Here is a 22,167-nt window from a genome sequence, read left to right as displayed (position 1 = left end):
CGTCAGATGAAACATTTAGGATTAAGCATAATTTTATTTTTTGCAGTTACAATAATCAGGGCACAAACTGTTTTCATCAGAAGTGCAAAAATAACATTTGAAAAAAAGATAAACCAGAAGCAACAAATTGCAGAAAACGATTGGATATCAGACGATGCTAAAGATAAAATGAGCAAGTACAGGACTTCCAGCTGGCATTATAGTTTTAACGATAGTAGCTCCATATATAAGGCTAAACCGAAGGAAACCTTAAACGACAATAATTTCTTTTTTATTGCTGGTGAGAATACCAATGAAATGTATACCGATTTTAGTAAAAAAGCAAGGGTAATCAGAAAACCAGTAAGTGGTGAAGACTTCATTTTAAAAGATACTATCCCCCATCTCCAATGGAAAATTATGCATGATGTGCGCCAAATTGCAGGTTATGAATGCCGTAAAGCGACAACCGTAATAAACGATTCTGTTACAGTGGTGGCCTTTTATACTGATGAAATTTTATTAAAAGGTGGCCCGGAGGGATTTACCGGTTTACCAGGAATGATATTAGGTTTGGCTATACCACGTTACAACACCACCTGGTTTGCCACAAAAGTGGAAGCGAAAAATGTTCCGATCTTAAACATCGTAGCTCCGGCAAAGGGAAAGAGAACCGACACAGAAAAAGATTTCAAAAAAATGGTCGACCTCTATACCCGTTATGATGATAAAAAGAATCCCAGAAAGATAGAAGATATTAAAAAAGAACTTTATACGCTGATACTTTAAACCGGTGTTTTTCCTTAAACCAGTCAATATCAAAGACATAATGCACTTAAAAAATATTCGGGCAAGTATCTAACGAGCGATAATTTTTTTGTACCTTTGTATCCCGTACAAAAACAATTAACCAGACCTAAAAAGCCTGGTTAATTCCACAAATTATCAATCATGACAAAGTATATTTTTGTTACGGGCGGTGTAACTTCCTCTTTAGGTAAGGGCATCATTTCCGCATCTTTAGCTAAACTTTTACAGGCACGTGGCTACCGTGTAACCATTCAAAAATTCGATCCGTACATTAATATCGATCCAGGAACATTAAACCCTTATGAGCATGGAGAGTGCTTTGTAACTGAAGATGGTGCTGAAACCGACCTGGATCTTGGTCATTATGAGCGTTTCCTTAATGTTCCAACTTCGCAGGCAAATAACATTACTACTGGCCGCATTTACCAAAACGTAATTAACAAAGAGCGTAAAGGCGAATATTTAGGTAAAACGGTGCAGGTTGTTCCACATATTACCGACGAGATTAAACGCAACATGCGCATTTTGGGCGAAAGTGGTGAATACGACATTGTGATTACTGAACTTGGAGGGACAGTTGGCGATATTGAATCTCTGCCATTTATCGAAGCTGTTCGTCAGTTTAAGTGGGAAGAAGGCAGTACTAATGCCATTGTTATACACTTAACCCTGGTTCCTTATTTAGCTGCTGCAGGTGAATTAAAAACTAAACCAACACAACACTCCGTTAAAGCCCTTTTGGAATACGGAATACAGCCAGATATACTGGTTTGTAGAACAGAACACCACATCAGCCCTGATATCAGAAAAAAAATTGCATTATTTTGTAACGTTAACATCAATGCGGTAGTCGAATCGATGGATGCATCTACTATTTATGATGTGCCATTGTTGATGTTAAAAGAGCAACTGGATAAAACTGTTTTATCGAAATTAAAACTGCCTACCAAAAACGATCCGGATATGGAAAGCTGGAAAGATTTTCTGGGCCGTTTAAAAAACCCAACTGCCGAAGTAAAAATTGGCTTGATTGGTAAATATGTAGAATTACCTGATGCTTATAAATCAATTATCGAATCTTTTGTACACGCAGGTTCGAGAAACGAATGTAAAGTCAGGGTAGAATATATCCACTCGGAAGGTATTTTCCCGGATAACGTCAAAGAGAAATTGAGTCATTTACAAGGTGTTTTAGTGGCGCCAGGTTTTGGCAGCCGCGGTATTGAGGGTAAAATTGATGCCATCAAATATGTTCGCGAAAACAACGTTCCTTTCTTCGGAATCTGTTTGGGTATGCAATGTGCAGTTATCGAATTTGGCCGTAATGTTTTAGGTTTGAAAGACGCACACACGACAGAAATTGAAGAAAATTCGCCAAATCCGGTAATTAACATGATGGAAGAGCAGAAAAAAATAACCAATAAAGGTGGAACCATGCGTTTAGGCTCTTATCCTTGCGATATTAAAAAAGGAACAAAGGCTTTTTCTATTTATGGTAAATCTCATATCAACGAGCGTCATCGTCACCGTTATGAATTTAACAATGCTTATTTAAAGCAATATGAAGATGCAGGAATGATTGCTTCAGGTATGAATCCGCAAACCAATTTAGTTGAAATTGTAGAGCTTAAAAATCATCCTTTTTTCGTTGGCGGGCAGTTTCACCCAGAATTAAAATCAACAGTTGCTAATCCTCACCCACTTTTTGTTAAATTTGTCGCCGCTGCGATGGAGTTTGCAAAAAAGAAAACGAATTAAAAGCAGTACAAACATAAATAATGGATAGAAATACCTTTACAGGACTGTTCCTGATTATGATCATTTTGGCAGGATCATTCTACTTTTTGAGGCCGAACGAGGCTGAAATGAAAAAAGCCAAAGAAACAGAGCGTTTAGATTCTTTGAAAAAAGCTGGTGTAACACCTGCGCAAAAAGATACCACCAAAACTGCAGCGATTGCTAATCCGGCTGTAGATTCCTTAGCCTTAAAAGGCCCTTTTGGTAGCGCCATAACCGGTACTGAAGCCAATACTGTTTTAGAAAACGAAAATTTATTAATCACTTTAAGTAATAAAGGTGGTAAAATTACATCTGTTGAAGTTAAAGGACAGAAAACCTTTACGGGTAAACCACTTATTTTATTTGCTGGTAGCGAAAACAAGTTTGGTTTAAGTTTAAATGCAGCTGGTAAGGTAATTAATACCAACGATTTATATTTTACTTCGACAAAAACAGGTAACACGGTTACCATGCGTGCCAATTATGGTGCTAATGCTTACGTAGAATATGTTTACGATTTAAAGGCTTTGAGCAACAAAGTAGCTTTCAATGTTAATGTAGTTGGTTTACAACAAGTAATTGCAGGCAATACGATTGGTTTAAACTGGTCTACTATTTTATTACAACAAGAAAAATCCATCGAAAGTGAGCACCGTTATTCTGCACCATACTACAAATATTTAGATGGTGATGTTAACCACCTAAGTGTTTCTAAAGATGAAAAAGAAGAATTATCAAAAGGTAAAATTCAGTGGTTCTCTTTCAAACAACACTTTTTCTCCGCTTCTTTAATCTCGAAACAAGCTTTCGAAAAAGGAAGTTTAGAAGTTAAAATCCCAACTGCTCCTGGGCAGGTAAAGTTTTATGATGCCAATATGCAATTGCCTTATGTACATACAGCCAACCAGGTTTACGAAATGGAATTCTATTTCGGAACAAACAAATTCTCTACTTTAAAAGCGCAGGGATATGATTTAGAGCAGCAGGTTGATATGGGCTACTGGCCATTGAAATACATTAACCGCTTTATTGTATTGCCTGTATTTAATTTCTTAAACAGTTTTAACTGGAACTACGGCTTGATCATTCTGGTATTAACCATCTTGTTAAAACTTGCTTTATCGCCACTTACCTACAAGTCATACTTATCAATGGCTAAAATGAGGGTATTGAAACCAGAGATGGACGAAATTAAAGCTAAGGTAGGCGAAGATAACCCAACATTGGTTCAACAGGAATATTTAAAATTATATAAGAAAGCTGGCGTAAATCCTTTAGGAGGATGTTTACCAATGGTGCTTCAATTGCCTTTGGTTATGGCTTTCTTCTTCTTCTTCCCTAACTTGTTTGAGTTACGAGGCGAGAGTTTCCTTTGGATGAAAGATTTATCAACTTATGATGAGTTTATCAAATTTGGCGTAAAAATTCCTTTCATTGGCGATCACTTAAGTTTAATGTGTGTATTGATGACCATCTCTACATTGATTATGACTTATTTCAATAACCAGGTTTCAGGTGCTACCGGTCAGATGAAATATATTGGTTACATTATGCCGGTTATTTTCTTAGGTGTATTAAACAGCTACCCTGCCGGATTAAACTATTATTATTTCTTAGCCAACTTAATGACTTTCGGACAGCAGTTCTTAATTCGTAGAATGGTTGACGATGAGAAAATCCATGCGCTAATCCAGCAAAACAAAGCCAGACCAGCTGATGAAAAAAAGAAAAAATCTAAATTCCAGCAGCGTTTAGATGACTATATGCGTCAGCAACAACAAGCTAAAAAATAATTTAGCCTTTAATGATACCACAACCCTCGATTGCTTAAAGCAATCGGGGGTTTTTAGTTTTGAGCAGAGGGCATGGAACTAAGGGCGCTACGCGTGAGGCGTTTGGCCTACACAGCTTAAACTTTTAGGCCCCCGACCTCTGCCTCTCCAGACTAGTTCCATTTAGTCTCTTCAAAAACACCTTTTTATTGTAATATTTGGTATACAAGTTTCCTAATAAGCTAAAAAATTCCAATTTTAGAAGATTAAATCTCAACCAACAAATTAATAAATTAAAAAATGCAAAAGAGACTAACAATTATTCTGTTTTTCGTTGTCAGCTTTGCCTACGCACAAAAGAAACCTCTAGATCATTCGGTATATGATACCTGGGAATCAGTAGGCACAAAGCAATTATCAAATAATGGTCAATGGGCTATGTACAATATCTTACAGCAAGAAGGAGATGCACAATTATATCTTACTAATATTAAAACAAATGCAAAGATAAATATCCCAAGAGGGATGAACCCGCAATTTAGCAATGATTCCAAGTTCGCGGCATTTAACATCCGTCCATTAAATAAAGATTTGCGCCAGGCTAAAATTAAAAAGAAAAAGACAGATGAATTGCCAAAAGATTCATTAGGGATCCTCAGCCTCACTACCAGTGCCGTTACAAAAGTAGCAAGGGTAAAATCTTTCAAATTCCCTGAAGAAGGCGCTGGTGTAATGGCCTATTTAACTGAAAAGCCAGATACAGCAAAGAAAACGGTAAAGCCTGCTGATAAAAAAGATGGCGAAACTGATTTTGCTGAGGATGAACCTGCCGGAAAAGACAAAACTGAAGAGGGAACCGATCTTGTGGTAAAAAACCTTTTAACAGGCACAGATAAAACCTATAAATTCGTCACCGATTATTATTTTAGTAAAGACGGCAAACAGTTGGTTTTTGCCTGCAGTGGATCTAAAAAGGACAAAACGGCAGCTCAAGGTGTATTCTTACTCAATACAGAAAAAGGCACATTAAAAACCTTGATTAAAGGGAAAGGAAGTTTTAAAAACTTCACTTTTGATGAGGAAAGCGAACATGTTGCTTTTGTGGGTGAGCAAAGTCCGGAGAAACAAGAAATAAAAGATTACAATATTTATTACAACTCTTTAACACTTGATACGGCGCAGATACTGGTAGATTTTGATATGCCGGGCTTACCTGCAAAATGGTCTGTGAATGGCGATGGAAAGATAATTTTCAGTAAAGATGGCAAGAAATTATTTTTTGGCATCTCTCCCATTAAAAAGCCAAAAGATACTACAATCGTAGATTTCGAAGTGGCAAAAGTTGATGTTTGGAACTACAAAGATGATTATCTACAGCCGATGCAGCTTAAAAATGCGGATAGGGACAGCAAAAAAAGCTATTTATCCGTTATTGATGTTTACAGCAGCGATCCTAAAGTAATTCCATTAACAGACCTAAAACTACCGGATGCCAATATCATTGCGGAAGGTGATGCCAATATGGTTTTAGCATCTACAGACTATGGTCGTAGAATCGAATCACAATGGAGTGGTTCTACCACAAAAGATTACTATTTAGTTGACACTAAAAACGGTCAGAAAAAGAAAATCATTGATAATTTAAGCGGATATGCTATGGCGTCTCCTGGCGGAAACTATGTTTTATATTTTGATAGAAAAGCAGGTAGCTGGAATACTTATAACATAACCACGGGCAAATTAACCGTACTAACTGCCGGATTAACTGAAAAATTTGTTGATGAAGAAAACGACGTACCCGATTTACCTTCTGCTTATGGTTTAGCCACCTGGACTGAAGGCGATAAGGCTGTATTAATTTACGATAAATATGATATCTGGTCGTTCTCTCCTGATGGAAAAGCGGCACCAAAAAATATTACCGCCGGTTTCGGAAGGGCCAATAACCTTACTTTCCGTTATGAAAGAGTACAACAGGATAACAGGTTTGAACGCAATGCAGACAGCAAATTTGTAAAAACAAATGAAATAGTTTGGTTAGATGGCTTTAACAATTTGACAAAAGAAAACGGTTTTTATCGCACCAACGTAGGTTCATCTAAAGCGCCTGAACTGGTTGTAATGGCTAAATTTAAATACTCCAACCTGGTAAAAGCTAAAGATGCTGATATTTACATTTACGATAAAGCCAATTATGTAGAATCGCCAAATGTTTATATCACCACCGATTTCAAAACTGAAACAAAATTAAGCAATACCAACCCTCAGCAAAAAGACTACAATTGGGGTACTGCTGAATTGGTTAAGTGGACTACACCAAAGGGATATAAGGCCGAAGGTATTTTATACAAACCGGAAAATTTCGATCCAAATAAGAAGTATCCGATGATCGCTTATTTCTACGAAAAACTAACAGATGGCTTATATACTTATCAAGCGCCGGCCCCTACTCCATCCCGCTTAAATATTTCTTACTTCGTAAGTAACGGCTACCTGGTATTTGCGCCAGATATTAGCTACGAAACTGGTCACCCAGGTAAGTCAGCAGTTGAATTCATCAATTCGGGTGTGGAAAGTCTGAAGAAAAATAGTTGGGTAGATGGTAGTAAAATTGGTATTCAGGGCCAAAGCTGGGGTGGCTACCAGGTGGCTTACCTCATTACCCAAAACAATATGTATGCTGCTGCCTGGGCGGGAGCACCTGTAGTTAACATGACCTCTGCTTATGGAGGTATCCGTTGGGAAACCGGTATGAACCGTCAGTTCCAGTACGAGAAAACACAAAGCCGTATTGGTGCAACACTTTGGGAAAAACCAGAATTATATATCGAAAACTCTCCACTATTTATGTTTCCAAAGGTTAATACGCCTGTTGTGGTCATGGCTAATGATGCAGATGGTGCCGTGCCCTGGTATCAGGGTATCGAAATGTTTACCGCTCTGCGCCGTTTAGGTAAACCTGTTTGGATGTTAAACTATAATGGTGAGGCACACAACCTGGTTCAACGCCAGAACCGTAAGGATATTCAAATTCGCGAACAACAATTTTTCGACTATTATTTAAAAGGGGCAAAAGCCCCGGCCTGGATGACAAGCGGAATCCCTGCTACTGAAAAAGGAAAAACCTGGGGTTTTGAATTAACAGAAGATAAACCTTAGTTACTCCCAAGTCCGGAGTCAGAAGTCCATGGTTAGGAGTATTTAATACTGGCCATGGACTTTTTATTTTGAGTTGATGATTTCATTGCGAATAGCTCTTAGTCAAATATTCTGAATAAGCAGGCTATCAACTACTTGACTATTGACCATGTACCATTATTTAGTATGCAGAATCCAACTTCGGACTAAAGACTACCGACTCCAGACATCTCCACTATGAACTTTCGCTTAAAAGCGGTATTTTAACCCCTTCAAATAAAACTAAGCAACCCTAATGGCATTAAGCAGAATTTGGTCGGCATTTATTATTGTGGCTATCGTTGTAGCGAGTATTAAATGTTTCTTTTTCGGACATAGCGATATTTTTAACTGGATGGTAATCGGTAAATCATCCGACCCCTTAAATCCTTTAAAATTAGATGGCATTATTGAAACCTGCTGGATTGCGGTTGATCTTTGTATTAAATTGATCGGAACATTGGCTTTATTTATGGGCTTAATGAGCATTGCCGAAAAAGCAGGTGGCATCCGTTTATTATCCAGGATTATTGGCCCTTTCTTTTCGAAACTTTTTCCCGAAATTCCAAAAGGGCACCCGTCTATGGGACACATGATCATGAATTTCTCTGCCAATTTATTAGGTTTAGATAATGCAGCCACTCCATTTGGTATAAAGGCGATGGAAAGTTTGCAGGAGCTTAATCCAAATAAAGATGTTGCCAGTAATTCGCAGATTATGTTTTTATGCCTGCACGCTGCTGGTTTATGTCTAATTCCTGTTAGTGTAATTGCCATCAGGTCAACTCAAAATGCGCAAGACCCAACTGATATTTTCATCCCATGTTTAATTGTAACTTTTGTTGGCACCATGGCCGCCATGCTCATTGTATCCTTTAAACAAAAGATAAACTTACTTCAACCTGTTATCATTACCTGGGTACTCAGTATTTCTGCTGTTGTAGGCTTACTGGTTTGGTATGTGAGCAAATTAAATGCGGAAAGTATAAAATCATTTTCAGGCTTATTAAGCGGCGGAATAATTTTATTGATCTTTTTATTGATTGTATTGGGCGCGCTCTATAAAAAAATAGATGTTTTTGACGCATTTATCGATGGAGCCAAAGGCGGATTTGAGACCGCACTTAAAATTATCCCATATTTAGTTGGAATTTTAGTGGCCGTAAGCATGTTGAGAACCAGCGGAACCTTTGATGTGATCATGAGCGGGATTAAAAACATGTTTGTATTTTTTGGAGCCGACACCAAATTTGTTGATGCATTACCCACAGCCTTAATCAGGCCTTTAAGTGGTGGTGCTGCCCGGGGAATGATGGTAAGCACCATGATTTCAAGCGGACCAGATTCATTTGCCAGTAAGCTATCCGGTGTTTTTCAGGGTGCTTCTGATACCACTTTTTATGTAGTAGCAGTTTACTTTGGCTCTGTTGGCATTAAAAATACGCGTTACGCTATCGGCTCGATGTTATTGGCTGATTTAGTTGGGGTTTGTACGGCGATTGCACTCAGTTATATGTTTTTTGCGTAAGGTTCGTTCATTAGTCATTGGTTTATTAGGCATTGGTGTATCAAGCTCCTTGTCGTCATTGCGAAATAAATTCTTCATCAGCGAAGCAATCTGTTTTAATAGTCAATACGCACCAAGAGTATTCATTCAGGAAAAAGTTGCAAATCCTTCCATTCGCCTTCTTTTAAAGATTCTTCATTTCATTCAGAATGACAATTCAGGAAAAAGAAGAGAATAAAGAGTAAAGCAGCATAAATCCTATAGGTCAGCTATAAGATTTATGCTAAAGTATTTTTATTACGTAATATTAGCAAGATGGTTGCGGAATAGATATCCTGGTAATGATTTCATCAATAGCATCAGGATCAATTGCTACGTTTTTTGAAGCACACCATTTTTCTGTTTTATTATCCAGCCAGATACAGAAAGAATGGTAGCCATCTAAAACAACGGCATAAGTTTCGTGAAAATCATCTTGAATACGCATGCAAAATCCCTTAAAAATTTTGCCTCTCACATTGAATTGCAGGGTGGAATAATTTTCTAACATGGCTCATTATATTTTTGGTTAATTTACAACAAATTATAAACGAGAATGTTTCGTCAATTTAAAGGAATTAATAATTAATTCTTAAGCTAACAGAAAAGACTTAACCTATGTTTAACATATTGGAATAACCTTTAGCTATTAAACGCTTTTTTGAGGGTAAAAATATTTCGCATTGCAGATTTAATATTGTTCGTCCTCTTTTTACAATCGAGGTTTCTGCAACAACTTCGTCGCCTTCGCTGGCTGTAGCAAAATAATCGATATAATTATTTACAGTAGTATACCGTTCATTTAATCCCATAGTAAAAACTGTTGCACCAATTAAATCATCTATAATGCCTGCTGTTACGCCCCCGTGTAAAATTTGATAAGGATTGGTCATTTCTTTACGGATGGTATACTGGCAAATCAATATGCCATGCTCTGCTTTAACTAAAACAGGCGCCAGCCAGTTCATAAAGTTAGAAGGCGAATTGGTAATGACCTTGCCAATTGACTGCCTTAAAAAAGTTAAACGCTGTTCGCTTAAAGAGGCTTCCATAGCTATAAGTATTTAATATAATATGCTTCAGGTAAATATAGATAAAACTAAATGCCAAATATAATATTTCATTTTCGGAGTTACTGGGTGCACAAACCTTTGTTCCTAAACCCGTATTGCAGTGGTAGCTGCAGGCTCCATGCCGGCAATACCAACGAAAAGCGGGAACATGCTTATATAGTAGCACGAACCGCTTATTTCCTGATTAAAGGGCATCATTTTATTTGGAGCGCAAGGCCTCTACTGTGAACAACTAATTTCTGCCCGTTTTACGCTTATACGCTTCGCTGCCTCGTGCCTCGTTGCTGCAGGGTAATGCTGCAACCGGAGCTAAATGGCCAAAACAGTATTTCATTTGTTGGGTTGCAGGGTGCACAAACCTTTGTTTCTAAACCTGATTGAGCGGAATAGCCCGGAGCATAGCGAGGACTATAAGCGAAAGCGGGACTGCAAGCCCTAAGAACGATTAAATGCTCATTTTCAAGTAATATGCCTTCAATTAAAAGATTGCTTCCCTGAACGAGCCAGACAAGCTATCGTTCAACCTTGCAATACGAAAAAAACAAGAGGCTATATCTTAAATCGCTATTTAACCTAGAATTTGTCACGTTGAGCCTGTCGAAACGCTATTAAGACATCTAAACAATGTACTTCGACAAGCTCTGTATGACAACTTGATATCATGATACATCCTCATTATTTTCACTCTTAAATTGGAATAATCAATTTAAAACTCAAATTCCTGCCCATATTGTAAATCCCTGACCGGCCATTAGGCGAGCGGTTGTAATATTCGAAATACTTCAATCTGTTTAGATTAGATTGATAAGCGATATTGAAAATATTATCGGCCTGAAGAAAAATATCGCAGATGGTTTTTCCTTTTCTTGTTTTCAGGGCTGCCCCTATTCCCCCGTTAATCAAAGTATAACCTGCTGTAAAACTTTCAGTATTATCAAGCGCATAAAATTTGTCCTGATCTGCGAAAAAAGCAGCATCGATTTTAATATAAGGTTTATCAAAAATACCAACAGGCTTTTGCGCTGTTGCCTTAATTTCCGTTCTAAATTGTAAAGGCGGAATAAAAGGAAGGTATTTGGCATCGCCGCCGTGCTGATCCAATAGCGCCTGGTTTTTATTCAATCCTACCGTATAAGCCAAACTATTGTTAAAACTTAGCCATTTTAAAGCCTTTGGATGGAGATTCACAGAAATCTCTGCACCATATAACCTGGCTTTTGATTGTTGGTACTGATAAGTCAGGTTTCCGGGAACGATAACCACTGGATTTCCGTTGGCATCGGTTAAGCGAGATTGGTAAATGTAGTTCTGAATATTGTTATTAAACAGTTCCACACTTATTTCAGCATCTTTTAAGTAAACAATAATGCCAATATCTTCCTGAAGGTTAAATTCTGGGTTAAAGGTCCTGTTGCCCAGATATACAATGTGCGCACCCGGATCTAATCCGTTAGAACCGATTTCTGTAATATTTGGAGCCCTGTAACCTCTCGCAATATTGGCCTTAATCAAAAGCCTTTCGGAAATATTGTAAGTTAAACCTAAACTTCCTGATACGCCATAATAGTTTTTATTAAAAGAAGGGAATTGCAATTTTCCAGTGGCATCGGTCGAACTTACCTGTTTACCAAAACCTGTTTGTGAATCGGTACCAACATAAAAATCACTCCAGTGTATATTTCTTCTGTCTATCCTAATCCCTCCTGAAACATCTACCTTACCCATCGATTTTTTCGCAAAGTAAAAAGCACCAACATCGAAAAGATCATAATCGGGTATAGGAAAATCGGTAGCATCTTTACTCCTGTTTGCCTGATACATACCATTAAGCCCGATGGTACTTTCGATACCTGCAAAATCGGGCAGGTTGTATTTAAGATCATAATTAAAAGTGTTTAACACAACGTAAAGCCCCGCCTGACCTGGTAATGTCGGGTGATTATATTCTCTCCTTACACTTTGCTGTCCGCCAATCAATAAATTTAAATCACTCGTTCCAAATTTAAACTGACTGGTGTTGTAAAACCGGTAATGCTGGATATTTTGATGCAAGGGATTAATGGAATAGGTCTTTAGATCACTTTCAGGCACAACAGGCCTGTTTTTGATATCATCTCCATCATCCAAAACCTGTCTGGTAAATCTTCTGGACAAAGAATCTCTGCTGCCATCAGGAATTTCCATCAAATTATCGTAAAAGGTAATGGCTGTTTTAGTAAAACCCCAGGCCTTATCTACCCTGGCACTGGCAGATAAATTGTATTCTCTAAAAGCTGTTCCATATACCAATCCATCAATTTTATTTTGGTAATTATGCGCTGTTTTCCTGGTCGCCCTAAAGGTATATTTCCAATCGTTTTTAATGTAAGCTAGTCCGAGCGACGAACCAATCATCCCATTACTACTTTGGTAATTCGCGGTAAAATCGCCTTTCAATTTTCCATCTTCAAAATTCGGTGTATAAGGAATCATATTAATTACCCCGGCCAATGCATCTGAACCGTAAGTTAAACTGGCAGGTCCTTTTACTACTTCAGCTCTGGTAATGCCATATTCATCCACCTCTATTCCATGCTCGTCGCCCCATTGTTGCCCCTCTTGCCTTAAGCCATCATATAAAGTTAACACACGATTATAACCTAAGCCCCTTATAAAAGGTTTAGAAACATTTGGACCTGTGGTAACCGCCGTAATTCCTGGCACTCCCTTCACAATGGCTTCTATCAAATTGGTATTGACGTTTTGGTCCATCGTTTTTTTAGAAAGCACAGCAATAGGCACAGGACTTTTCCGTAATTGTGTTGCCCGGTTTACGCCGGTAATCACTACATCATTTAAATCGGAAGCTAAACTTAGTAAGTCAGCATTAACAAAAACCGTATCTCCATTTAATGTTATCCTAATTCTTTTGGACTGATAACCTACACCTGAAAAAACGAGATCGCAATTTCCAAAAGGGATTTCATTTAATTGATAAGTACCTGAATTATTTGATTTTGTAAATCTGTTGGTACCCAAAATTTTAATAGTGATATTTTCTACAGGTTCATTCTGAGAAGTCACTACTCCTTTAACTATAACCTTTTGAGCGATGGCATTTAGCGTTATAAAAAAACAGAAGCAATATAGTAACAGGGATTTCATGAATATAAATGATTTATCTAAATATAATTTTAGACAAATCTAAATTTTAATTTAAATAAATCAAATAAAATATTTAGACAATATTTAGCAGAATCCAAATCAATGAATCTTACTAAATAAAAAGATGGCTGGTGTTGTGCGAGAAGGCTGGTAAAATATTATTTTCGCAGTTGTAATATTTAGACTCTGGCTACTTAAGTTAGCCACAAAGATCTTAGCGTTCGGAAGATTCCATCATCCATCTTATATTTTACATTTTCTCAAAACAGGTATGTACTGATAACCAAGCAGCATTTGTTAGCCACAGATCAACCGAGTGCCATTTTTTTATACCGGACTTCTTTTATTAAGATTTTTTAATCAGCAACTTAGGCACTTATCTAGCTGATTATAAATAACCTAAAAACCAAAGCAATATTGAGCAATGTTTTTTTTTAAAATATTTTTATCCGTAGCCTTTAAACACATCGTTATTATGATTATCATTGAATACAAAAACGTGAATGAAACTATATACCTGAGGGATTGTTGTACCTAAAGGACGTGTTAAAACAGTACTAATCCTATAAACAGAATATATGTTGGTGATCAATAATTTTGAAGAGTATGAATCGCATCTAGGTAAAGAACTAGGCATTTCGCAATGGCATACTATAGACCAGTAGCAGATCAATAAATTTGCCGATGCAACCCTGGATCATCAATGGATACACACCGATCCGGAAAAAGCTAAAAATGAAGGACCATTTAAGGCGACAATTGCACATGGGTATTTAACTTTATCCTTAATTCCTTATTTATGGAAGCAAATTGCAGATGTTCGCAATACTAAAATGGAAATTAACTATGGTATTGAACGTTTTAAATTTGGCCAGGCGGTTTTAGTGGATAACGAAGTGCAGTTAAAAGCTAAATTAATTTGTATCAGTAATTTGAGGGGAATCACTAAAGTTACCATTCAGGCTACTCTTGTAATTAAAGACCAACCGAAGCCGGCATACGTAGGTGACGTGGTATTCTTATATCATTTTATATAATATTATCTCATTTAGTTTTCATATCTGAGCAACTTAATGTCGGGCAAATTAATTTTGGCAAGCAACATTTAACCATATAGAAGCATTTGTTTCTGGGTCAAGGCGCTATTGAGTAAGTGACGTTTTAAGGTGTTTTTTACATGTATGGTTTAAAATATAAAATGCCCAGATATCCATCCGGGCATTTATAATCAACTAACCTAAACTTATAAATACTAACCAAATATTTACACCGCAAATCTAAATACCGATTATTAATCTAGTGTTAAATATTTATCACCTGTTATGGTAAAATTGATCTTCAATAATTAACGATACTGATTTTCAGGCTATTTTTCTGGGGCAATCAGTCTTCTTTTGCTAAACTATCACCGTAATGCCTGGCCTGCAAGTTCAAAATCAGCACTTTAAAAATTAATAATGCAAACCATTATTTTACAGCACGGGTTGCCTTATCAAAAGACAGTACCAGGTTTTTCTGATCAACCTGCTTTAAAGGCACTTCATGTACCTTCTTGGCCCGACCGGTAGTAAAATAAACTTCGGCTTTAACAGACTCCCCTTTTTCAATCCCATCCTCAAACAAAGCAATCCCAAAAAGGGTACTGTCAACTTTTGATGAGGCTATAACACTCACAGTACCTAAAGCATAGTTGCCATTATTCTTCAGGGTAACAATGCCCTGTTTATAACTGTAACTCACTCCTTTTAATGTTTCCAGGTAGGTTTTATTCTTGCTGGTGATAGGTTGATAAGTTTGCCCGTAACCTGAAAATCCACAGGCTGCCAGCAGTAAAACAAAAATGATTTTTTTCATGATCTTATGGAATAAACAATAGGATAAATATCGTAAAAAAACTTATTACAAATTGGCTAGAAATAAATTTTGATCGTACTAAAAAAGGGTATCGAAAAATTAAAGGTAGCAAAGTATAATCGGCCTGATATTCATAGGCGAACATGATTTTCGCTATCAAAATCATATCGTATCTACCTTATTCACAGCAATTTTAAATAAAAATAATTTCCAATATCAACATCACAAGCACGGCAGTTAATGTATTCAAAAAATTGACCATATTATTGCCTATTATCTCTTTGCGCTCTAGTACAGCACCCAGTATAGAATCAGTCAGGTTTCCCACCGTTCCAGCAATAACGATAAAGCAAAAGTTAATATTCCATCCATACCCCAGCGCATAAATAGCAGCAATAATACAACTACCTCCAATACCGATCACCGTTCCTTCCAGACTGATCACACCATCCATCCCGCAACGGTCGGGCTGGAAAGAAATAATATTAAAAAACCGTTTTCCATAAACCATCCCCAGCTCTGATGATAGCGTATCTGCAGTAGCTGAAGCAAAAGCTGCCGCCATTGCGGGAAGCATTAAATAAGTGAAAGAGGGATAAAATAAAATCACTATAGCCGCAAGACCAGCAGCCCCGGCATTAGCCAGCACCTGCAGCACACTGCGTCCATTTTTAGTTTCCGCTATTGTGGCAAAAGACTGCTTTTTATGTTTTTGCCAGGAAGTGGCCACAGAACCCATGATAAAAAACAGGCTCATCATCGCAACACCTGTGTAACCAGCGGCAATATAAATAAGACAGGCCAGCGTGCCGCCTGTAAGCGCAGCCAGAATGGTCAGTTTTTTGGCCAGGATACTATAAGCAATACCAGCAATAATGATGACAGGCAAAAAAATGCTGCTATTTAACATGTCGCAAATATATTTGAATTATATTGATGAATAGGGCATAACATATATTTACCAATGTTATTAGCGCATGAGAAAAATAGAAAACCATAACATTCAATTCTATTACAGACTTAACCCAGACTAATTTAGCAGATGAGCAGCAATCTATACTCCCCATTATTTTCTATTGGTGCCCGATGGATACAAGGTAAACACTGTTTCTCAGGATGATCTACCGCCAGTCTCCACAAATGGCCCAATCCCAGATTTACAGGTATTGCCCCTGGTTTGGCCTGGTAATGCAGGTCGAAATAATGCTCCGTCAAAAAACATTCAAACCCCTCCTCCGTACCATCATATAATTCCTGCAGCTTCTGCCTGATCTCTGGCAACAGCACTTTTTGTTTAGCTTGGTGATTGGCTAAGATTTCACTTACAGCACCATAATAGGTACATAAAAAAGTATCGGTAGCAATCGGCGACCGGTCTACGTGAAAAGAATATACATCTGTTGAAATAAAATCGAATTCTTCATCACGTTCGTAACTTTTAATTAAGTTCAGCGAAGGTGATGCGCCGGCATCGGTTAACAACTGAAAATCGTTTAGGATAACCGCCCTGGCCATACTTCCTTTTTCTGAGAGCTCGAGTGCCTGGAGATCTTCCATGGATACTACTGTCAGATCCGCTTTCAATTCAATTTTGGATACAATTTCCTTAAAATCGCCCAACAGGTCTCTATGCCAGCAAACTGCATTAATATCTCCTTTAAAAGCTGTATCTATAAGATCAGAAAAAGTGGATACAACCGCAACCTTTGAATTATCTGAGAATTTGTTATCCATTTTATAATATAACCATTTGCCCCCAAAAATAAGCAATAGCGCAGGCGAAAGTGAGGATGAGATGTTTTTTTAACAATAAAGGCGGTTAGCTTTTTACCGATTTCTTTCAATCGTAGTCGTAAACTAAGCCCAATCCTGTTTCAAGATTGTTTATATTCGCATATAAAATCTAAGCGCAGTCTTTCGACTCAACATCTGGAATTCACTTCCCCATAGCCAGTTGATAGGTAAATGCCGTTTTTTTCTCCTTCAAATCCCATTTCGAAATCTCATCTAACACTGCTTGGGAATGTTTTTTGCTGATATCGTGCAGGGCATTCCCAACTGATTTCCTCAGGTATTCGCTATCATCTGATTTATTTGTACCGATCAGCGTAATGGCAATATGCGGATGATCTTTAAAATAAGGGCGGCCTGTCCAGATGCGGAGCCCTTCTGTCACTGCTCTTTTCACATTCGGATTAGGGTCTGAAAGCCATTTTTTAATAATTGGAATACTTTTCTCGTAACCTGCAACTTTGCAATATTGGTCAAAAGCTTTTGCAAGCATTTCCTGCACCCGCCAGTTTTGATCATCTGCCACCCGTGTCTTAAGGGTCAGAAGCGCATCCGGATGGGTTGGCGAAAGCTCCCCCAAAATATAGGTAGCCAGCATCCTTACCTGGTAACTGTTGTCGGCAAGAAGCTTTAGAGCAAGGTCAAAATGATGCTCTTCCTGATCTGCTAAAATCTGATCGCCAGCCGCTATTATATGCTTAAAGCCATGTTCAATTTGTTTAATATGATCAATGATTGATGGTAACATCCTGTCTTGTATAGCGTTATTCAATTGTTCTGCTGTTTCAAAGTTTAATCTGTCACATCCGCGATTTTTAATCAGAGATTATGGCATGATCTATTCTACTATAAATATACAATCTCCAATTTATATGGCTTTAAATATTGAAAAGCAATTTATGCAGCTTTGATTTTTACCCGATGCATAATTACCCTCAAAAAGGGTATGTGGTTGTCTATTTTGTTCAGTAATTCTGCTCAGGTATCTCATTAGTACTTAATAAGCGTGCAACGTTTCCTGTGCCATATTTCAAAAACATCCAGGATTCTTTTTTAATTTTTACTTAACTCATTTATTATCAATATTTCTGGCCTACCGAAAATCATTTCAAAAGTTAAATTATTGATGTGTTTCTAACAACCTTGTTTTCCAGTAAACCCATTTTGAGATTAAAACCGTGCAATTCTCAGGTTTTATATAAATTGATTGCTATATCTGTATATCTTTATCCGTCATTATTCCAGACATTATCCTTACCTAGTCCATTATTCTACATGAAACATTTTTTGAAGTTTTTTCTGGCAGTTTCCCTATCACTTTCATGTACCCTTTCTGCTTTCTCTCAAACAGACAGCATTGATATATTTATTCAGCACCAGATGCAAAACGTAGGATTCCAGGACTACAACTTGCAATTGTGAGAGATGGTAAAATCATCAAAACGGGCTATTATGGAATTGCCAATATTCAGGACTCTATTGCTGTAACCAAAAAAACAGTATTTACAATCAACTCCATTACTAAGGCATTTGTGGGCGTTGCTATTCTACAACTTGTGGAAGAAGGAAAATTAAAACTGGATTTGCCGATTTCGACGTACCTGACAGATATTCCTGAAGCTTGGAAAACGGTGAAAGTACAGCAACTTTTATCTCATACTTCAGGAATTCCTGATCTTGTAGATGAAGAGGAAGCAGTAATGATTGCTGACAATTTTGAACTTTCATGGAAAAAGGTATTAGCAATGCCCAATGATTTTACTGCAGGTGCAGAATTTAGATATAATCAGACAAATTACTATCTGCTCGGTCTTATTATCAATAAACTCAGCGGCATTTCGTTTCAGGAGTATATTACTAAAAAACAGTTGGAAAGTGTAGGTATGCCGCTTACCATTCAGTCAGGGTTTGGCGCATCTAAAGAACTGGTACCTAATGCAGCCAACCAATACCAATTCGCTAAAGGCAAGCTCAATAATATGTTCTTTTCTTTCCCTATGCCATTACAAACGGCGGCAGGCATGAGCGCTACAGCCAATGAATTGGCAAATTGGGTTATTGCACTGCAGAATATGGTATTGTTAAAGCAGAAATCAAGTTTAGAAGCACTTTGGAAGCCAGATATATTAAATAATGGAAAAACCTCTGGTTTTAGCAGACTTCTTAATGGTTATGCAGCAGGGTGGCCGGTTATAGTAAGAAATGAGCATCCTGCAGTGGCTCCTGTAGGTGGAGGAAGGTCTGCTGTATTTGTTTATCCCAAAGATGATCTTTCCATTATCATATTAACGAATTTATCGGGTGGTACGCCTGATGGATTTATAGATGAACTTGCAGGAGTATTTATACCGGATATGAAGGCTGCTAATGGTTTCGGAATGTCTCCCTCTGGTAAAGCCTTGAAATTGGCTTTAGATAAGAACGGTTACAAAAATGCTTATGTAACCGTTAGAAAGTTAAAATCAAAAAATAAAGATTTTGTCCTGACAGAAATTGAAGTGAATGCTTGGGGATATCAATTTGTATCGCAGAAAAGACTGAAAGATGCCTTGGAATTATTTAAGCTAAATGTATACTTATATCCATCAAGTGCTAATGCTTACGACAGTTTGGGCGAAACCTATGCCGAGCTGGAAATGTATGATTTAGCACTTATAAATTATGAAAAGGCATTAAAACTCAATCCAAAGAACAAAAGTGCCGAAGTAATTATTGCTAAGCTAAAAGAACGGCTAAAAAAATAATCTTAATAAGTAATATACCAGGCGAGGCCTTTAATATGTAAGATACAAGCAAAATTATATGGATATTTTTTACACTATCCTCCAATGCAAATATGTCTGAAGCCGGCTTGTCGGCGCAAGTACTATTTAATACGCTTATCGCTAAGTGCGGCTACCCATTCTTCTCTGTTACAACGACTGCAAGCCTGCTGATGCGTTAGGTGTAAAACTTCTGCACAGTTTGTGCATGCATAAAGTCTGGGCTCAGCTATTACATTAGATTTCTTATTATATAGTTTTGGGTAGATGGGCAAGCCTGGTTTTACCTCTTCATCGTCAAAAAAAAGAAAACTTACCTGGCCGTTGGTTTCGAGCAAAGCAGCCCTTACCTGACCAACATGTTCAATGCCCTTTGCACGCATTTCAGCGAAAAATTCATCCTGCGCAAAATTGGCATCCCCTTGTTCATTCATGGTAAACCTGCCATCTTCAACAATATACATGGGTACACCCTCCAGTATATTCTCAATTTTTTGATATTTAGCGGCAAAAAAGGTAATGATCCTATAAATGAGTAAAATCACCAGGAAAACCAATACAGATGGAATGATTGCGGATTCACCACTCAACATGGGGTCGCCTGCAGCACTGCCAAGTGCAATAATAATGGCCACCTCGAAGATACTGAGCTGCCGTACTCCTTTTTTACCGGTAGACCGCAGGAATATCAGTACCAGGGCAAACATAATAACGGTACGGATGCCAATTTCCAACGCAATGGTGAAGTCAAGATCGTTTAGGAATATGTTTTTCCAGTTGAAGGAAGTCATAATAATCAATTAAGTTTTAGGTTGGATCTAATCATTTTTATATTGGAGTAATTTCCAAAAAATGATTTTTTTATAATTATCGCATTGAATGTGAAATGTGACGGCCATTAATCTAATGTTAATAATAACTGGATTATTATTCTCTCTTGCTCTTAACATGGAAATGGTAATAAAGGTTTATGCTTTGTTATTTAAAGTTTTTGAATTTGTAAAAAACACCTGTAAGAATAGATATTTCTAAACATTGATTTCATTTCTGTCAAAAATGATAAAAGCCCGGCTTTGAAAATTCTGATCAGATGAGGTTTATTTTCTAAACCGATCACAGGTGCGGAGGTTTAATATTATCCGCGAAAAGACTTAGTTATATTTAATCCATTGAATCATTTTTTTTGATTCTCCCGTTTCTGAACCAATTTATGCTGGTTAGCATAAAACCGCCTGATAAATTTTTACTTATGGTGTAATGTAAGGGGTGAACGTCCTGCACAGGAGAAAGCTTGAGCGCGTTAATTTAGATTGAGGGGTTAATTATGGATATAATTAATCCCCTTATTTTAAGTATCATAACTGATATGCCGTAGATAAAAGCCCGGAAAGTTTATATTAGATCAGTTTACTTTTGCCAGCAAGCTTATTCATTCCCGTAAATTGCTGATTATTTCTGAAGCGATCCCCAAAAAAATTAAAATTGTGCAATTTTAAGATGTGGTATCTTTAATACTTATTGCGCAAAACATTCATTACTAAGGTTTAAATAAAAACCAGTCAAATTTTATTATTTTCCCTAATACTTTTCGAAGAATTATTGTTAATAAAGGTATCGCATTACGCATAACCAGAATCAATATGCTAAAACGAACTTGAACTCCATGAATACAAAATATCAACTCCGCAGAGCCGAAACCTGGTTCTTGATCAGCTATTTCAGTTTATGGTTATTCATCTACCTGGCTTCACGTTTTATGTTCGAAATGACTGAAATCAAACTACAGTCGGGCCTGCTAAAATGGGTAGCGATAGGCATTTCACCTGTTGCCATATATGCTGCATTAAGAACCGGATTTGCTGAAAAGGCTAAATGGTATGGTTTTTTAGGCTATCTGTTGGGATATAGTGCCCTATTAACTTTTGCCACCCAATATATGGTTATACAAAGCAGCTTGCTTTGGGACTCGACTGTTAAGGAACAGACCCTTGCGCCAGTACAGATCATCGAGGTAAGAAAAGTTTTCAAACGCAAACTAGGTTTTGACCATACCGAAGTAACAATTTTACGGAATGGGAAGCTCATGAAAATGGAAGCCAGGCCATACGCTTATTTTTATCTTAAAGATAAGAAGCAACTTGATATCAAAATAGGCTATTCAGAAATGGGAGAATATGTGACCAGCATCAGCAGCAGTACATTTGTAGAAAAAACGGTTGCGCGCTGGCTGCACCTGAAAGACATGGTTTACCGGATGCGCTGGTTCGTTGGCGTAATCATTATCATTGTTGCAGCAAGCTTGATTAAATCCATCTATTTTCCCGATAAACCTGGAGGGGAAAAAAAGAAAATAAGTTTCTGGAAACAAATGGGCCTGGTAATGGCCATACTTTTCGCTATTGTACTTTTACTTTATGCGGGACTATGGATCTATGTCAGCTTTTTCGCAACCCGTTAAACGATACTGCAATAGCTCATAA

Annotated in this window: 15 protein-coding genes and 1 pseudogene; 8 read left to right on the top strand and 8 right to left on the bottom strand. The window is 37.4% G+C overall.

From position 1 onward, the window contains the following. The first annotated feature begins 6 nt into the window (after nucleotides 1–6). The 5 genes from FFJ24_RS07030 (at nucleotide 7) to FFJ24_RS07010 (ending at nucleotide 9,045) form a co-directional block, all read left to right on the top strand. Entirely contained in the window at nucleotides 7–768 is a 762-nt protein-coding gene (locus tag FFJ24_RS07030; RefSeq protein WP_138823840.1) for a GLPGLI family protein, read from the top strand. A gap of 162 nt (nucleotides 769–930) precedes the next feature. Next, the gene (locus FFJ24_RS07025; protein WP_138823838.1) at nucleotides 931–2,547 is read left to right on the top strand and encodes a CTP synthase; all 1,617 of its coding nucleotides are present in this window, start codon (nucleotides 931–933) and stop codon (nucleotides 2,545–2,547) included. Between the two features lie 20 nt (nucleotides 2,548–2,567). Next, on the top strand, nucleotides 2,568–4,361 hold the full coding sequence (gene yidC / locus FFJ24_RS07020; RefSeq protein WP_138823836.1) for a membrane protein insertase YidC: 1,794 nt from the start codon (nucleotides 2,568–2,570) through the stop codon (nucleotides 4,359–4,361). Between the two features lie 279 nt (nucleotides 4,362–4,640). Continuing rightward, nucleotides 4,641–7,499, top strand: coding sequence for a prolyl oligopeptidase family serine peptidase (locus FFJ24_RS07015; RefSeq protein WP_138823834.1), 2,859 nt, complete (start codon nucleotides 4,641–4,643; stop codon nucleotides 7,497–7,499). Between the two features lie 274 nt (nucleotides 7,500–7,773). Beyond that, on the top strand, nucleotides 7,774–9,045 hold the full coding sequence (locus FFJ24_RS07010) for a nucleoside recognition domain-containing protein (RefSeq protein ID WP_138823832.1): 1,272 nt from the start codon (nucleotides 7,774–7,776) through the stop codon (nucleotides 9,043–9,045). A 286-nt stretch (nucleotides 9,046–9,331) separates the two neighbouring features. On the opposite strand, the gene FFJ24_RS07005 is transcribed toward FFJ24_RS07010, so the two are convergent. The 3 genes from FFJ24_RS07005 to FFJ24_RS06995 all read right to left on the bottom strand — a co-directional run bounded on the left by FFJ24_RS07005 (nucleotide 9,332) and on the right by FFJ24_RS06995 (nucleotide 13,280). After that, a complete protein-coding gene (locus FFJ24_RS07005; RefSeq protein ID WP_138823830.1) occupies nucleotides 9,332–9,511 on the bottom strand; it encodes a hypothetical protein in 180 nt (59 codons plus the stop codon). Nucleotides 9,512–9,674: 163 nt separating this feature from the next. Then, nucleotides 9,675–10,115, bottom strand: coding sequence for a PaaI family thioesterase (locus FFJ24_RS07000; protein ID WP_138823828.1), 441 nt, complete (start codon nucleotides 10,113–10,115; stop codon nucleotides 9,675–9,677). A gap of 708 nt (nucleotides 10,116–10,823) precedes the next feature. Further along, entirely contained in the window at nucleotides 10,824–13,280 is a 2,457-nt protein-coding gene (locus tag FFJ24_RS06995) for a TonB-dependent receptor (protein ID WP_138823825.1), read from the bottom strand. 578 nt (nucleotides 13,281–13,858) lie between these two features. Here FFJ24_RS06995 and FFJ24_RS06990 point away from each other — a divergent pair. Next, nucleotides 13,859–14,317: pseudogene (locus FFJ24_RS06990) on the top strand (MaoC family dehydratase). Between the two features lie 430 nt (nucleotides 14,318–14,747). On the opposite strand, the gene FFJ24_RS06985 reads toward FFJ24_RS06990, so the two are convergent. The 4 genes from FFJ24_RS06985 to FFJ24_RS06970 all read right to left on the bottom strand — a co-directional run bounded on the left by FFJ24_RS06985 (nucleotide 14,748) and on the right by FFJ24_RS06970 (nucleotide 17,673). Next, nucleotides 14,748–15,134, bottom strand: a complete 387-nt coding sequence (locus FFJ24_RS06985; RefSeq protein WP_138823823.1) for a hypothetical protein — start codon at nucleotides 15,132–15,134, stop codon at nucleotides 14,748–14,750. A gap of 193 nt (nucleotides 15,135–15,327) precedes the next feature. Beyond that, nucleotides 15,328–16,044, bottom strand: coding sequence for a DUF92 domain-containing protein (locus FFJ24_RS06980; protein WP_138823821.1), 717 nt, complete (start codon nucleotides 16,042–16,044; stop codon nucleotides 15,328–15,330). 125 nt (nucleotides 16,045–16,169) lie between these two features. Then, nucleotides 16,170–16,868 (bottom strand): DUF1826 domain-containing protein, encoded by a 699-nt coding sequence (locus FFJ24_RS06975; RefSeq protein WP_138823819.1) that lies wholly within the window; start codon nucleotides 16,866–16,868, stop codon nucleotides 16,170–16,172. 202 nt (nucleotides 16,869–17,070) lie between these two features. Further along, nucleotides 17,071–17,673, bottom strand: a complete 603-nt coding sequence (locus FFJ24_RS06970; protein ID WP_138823817.1) for a HEAT repeat domain-containing protein — start codon at nucleotides 17,671–17,673, stop codon at nucleotides 17,071–17,073. 616 nt (nucleotides 17,674–18,289) lie between these two features. On the opposite strand from FFJ24_RS06970, the gene FFJ24_RS06965 reads away from it, so the two are divergent. Continuing rightward, nucleotides 18,290–19,669 (top strand): serine hydrolase, encoded by a 1,380-nt coding sequence (locus FFJ24_RS06965; protein ID WP_256377628.1) that lies wholly within the window; start codon nucleotides 18,290–18,292, stop codon nucleotides 19,667–19,669. A 122-nt stretch (nucleotides 19,670–19,791) separates the two neighbouring features. Here FFJ24_RS06965 and FFJ24_RS06960 read toward each other — a convergent pair whose 3' ends face one another. Next, nucleotides 19,792–20,478 (bottom strand): DUF421 domain-containing protein, encoded by a 687-nt coding sequence (locus FFJ24_RS06960; RefSeq protein ID WP_138823815.1) that lies wholly within the window; start codon nucleotides 20,476–20,478, stop codon nucleotides 19,792–19,794. Nucleotides 20,479–21,350: 872 nt separating this feature from the next. Here FFJ24_RS06960 and FFJ24_RS06955 point away from each other — a divergent pair. After that, a complete protein-coding gene (locus tag FFJ24_RS06955) occupies nucleotides 21,351–22,145 on the top strand; it encodes a hypothetical protein (protein WP_138823813.1) in 795 nt (264 codons plus the stop codon). The last annotated feature ends 22 nt before the right edge of the window (nucleotides 22,146–22,167 follow it).

The organism is Pedobacter sp. KBS0701 (assembly GCF_005938645.2).
Lineage (GTDB): Bacteria > Bacteroidota > Bacteroidia > Sphingobacteriales > Sphingobacteriaceae > Pedobacter.
The sequence above is the reverse complement of the archived record's forward strand: the minus strand, read 5'-3'. Positions and strand labels throughout refer to the sequence as shown.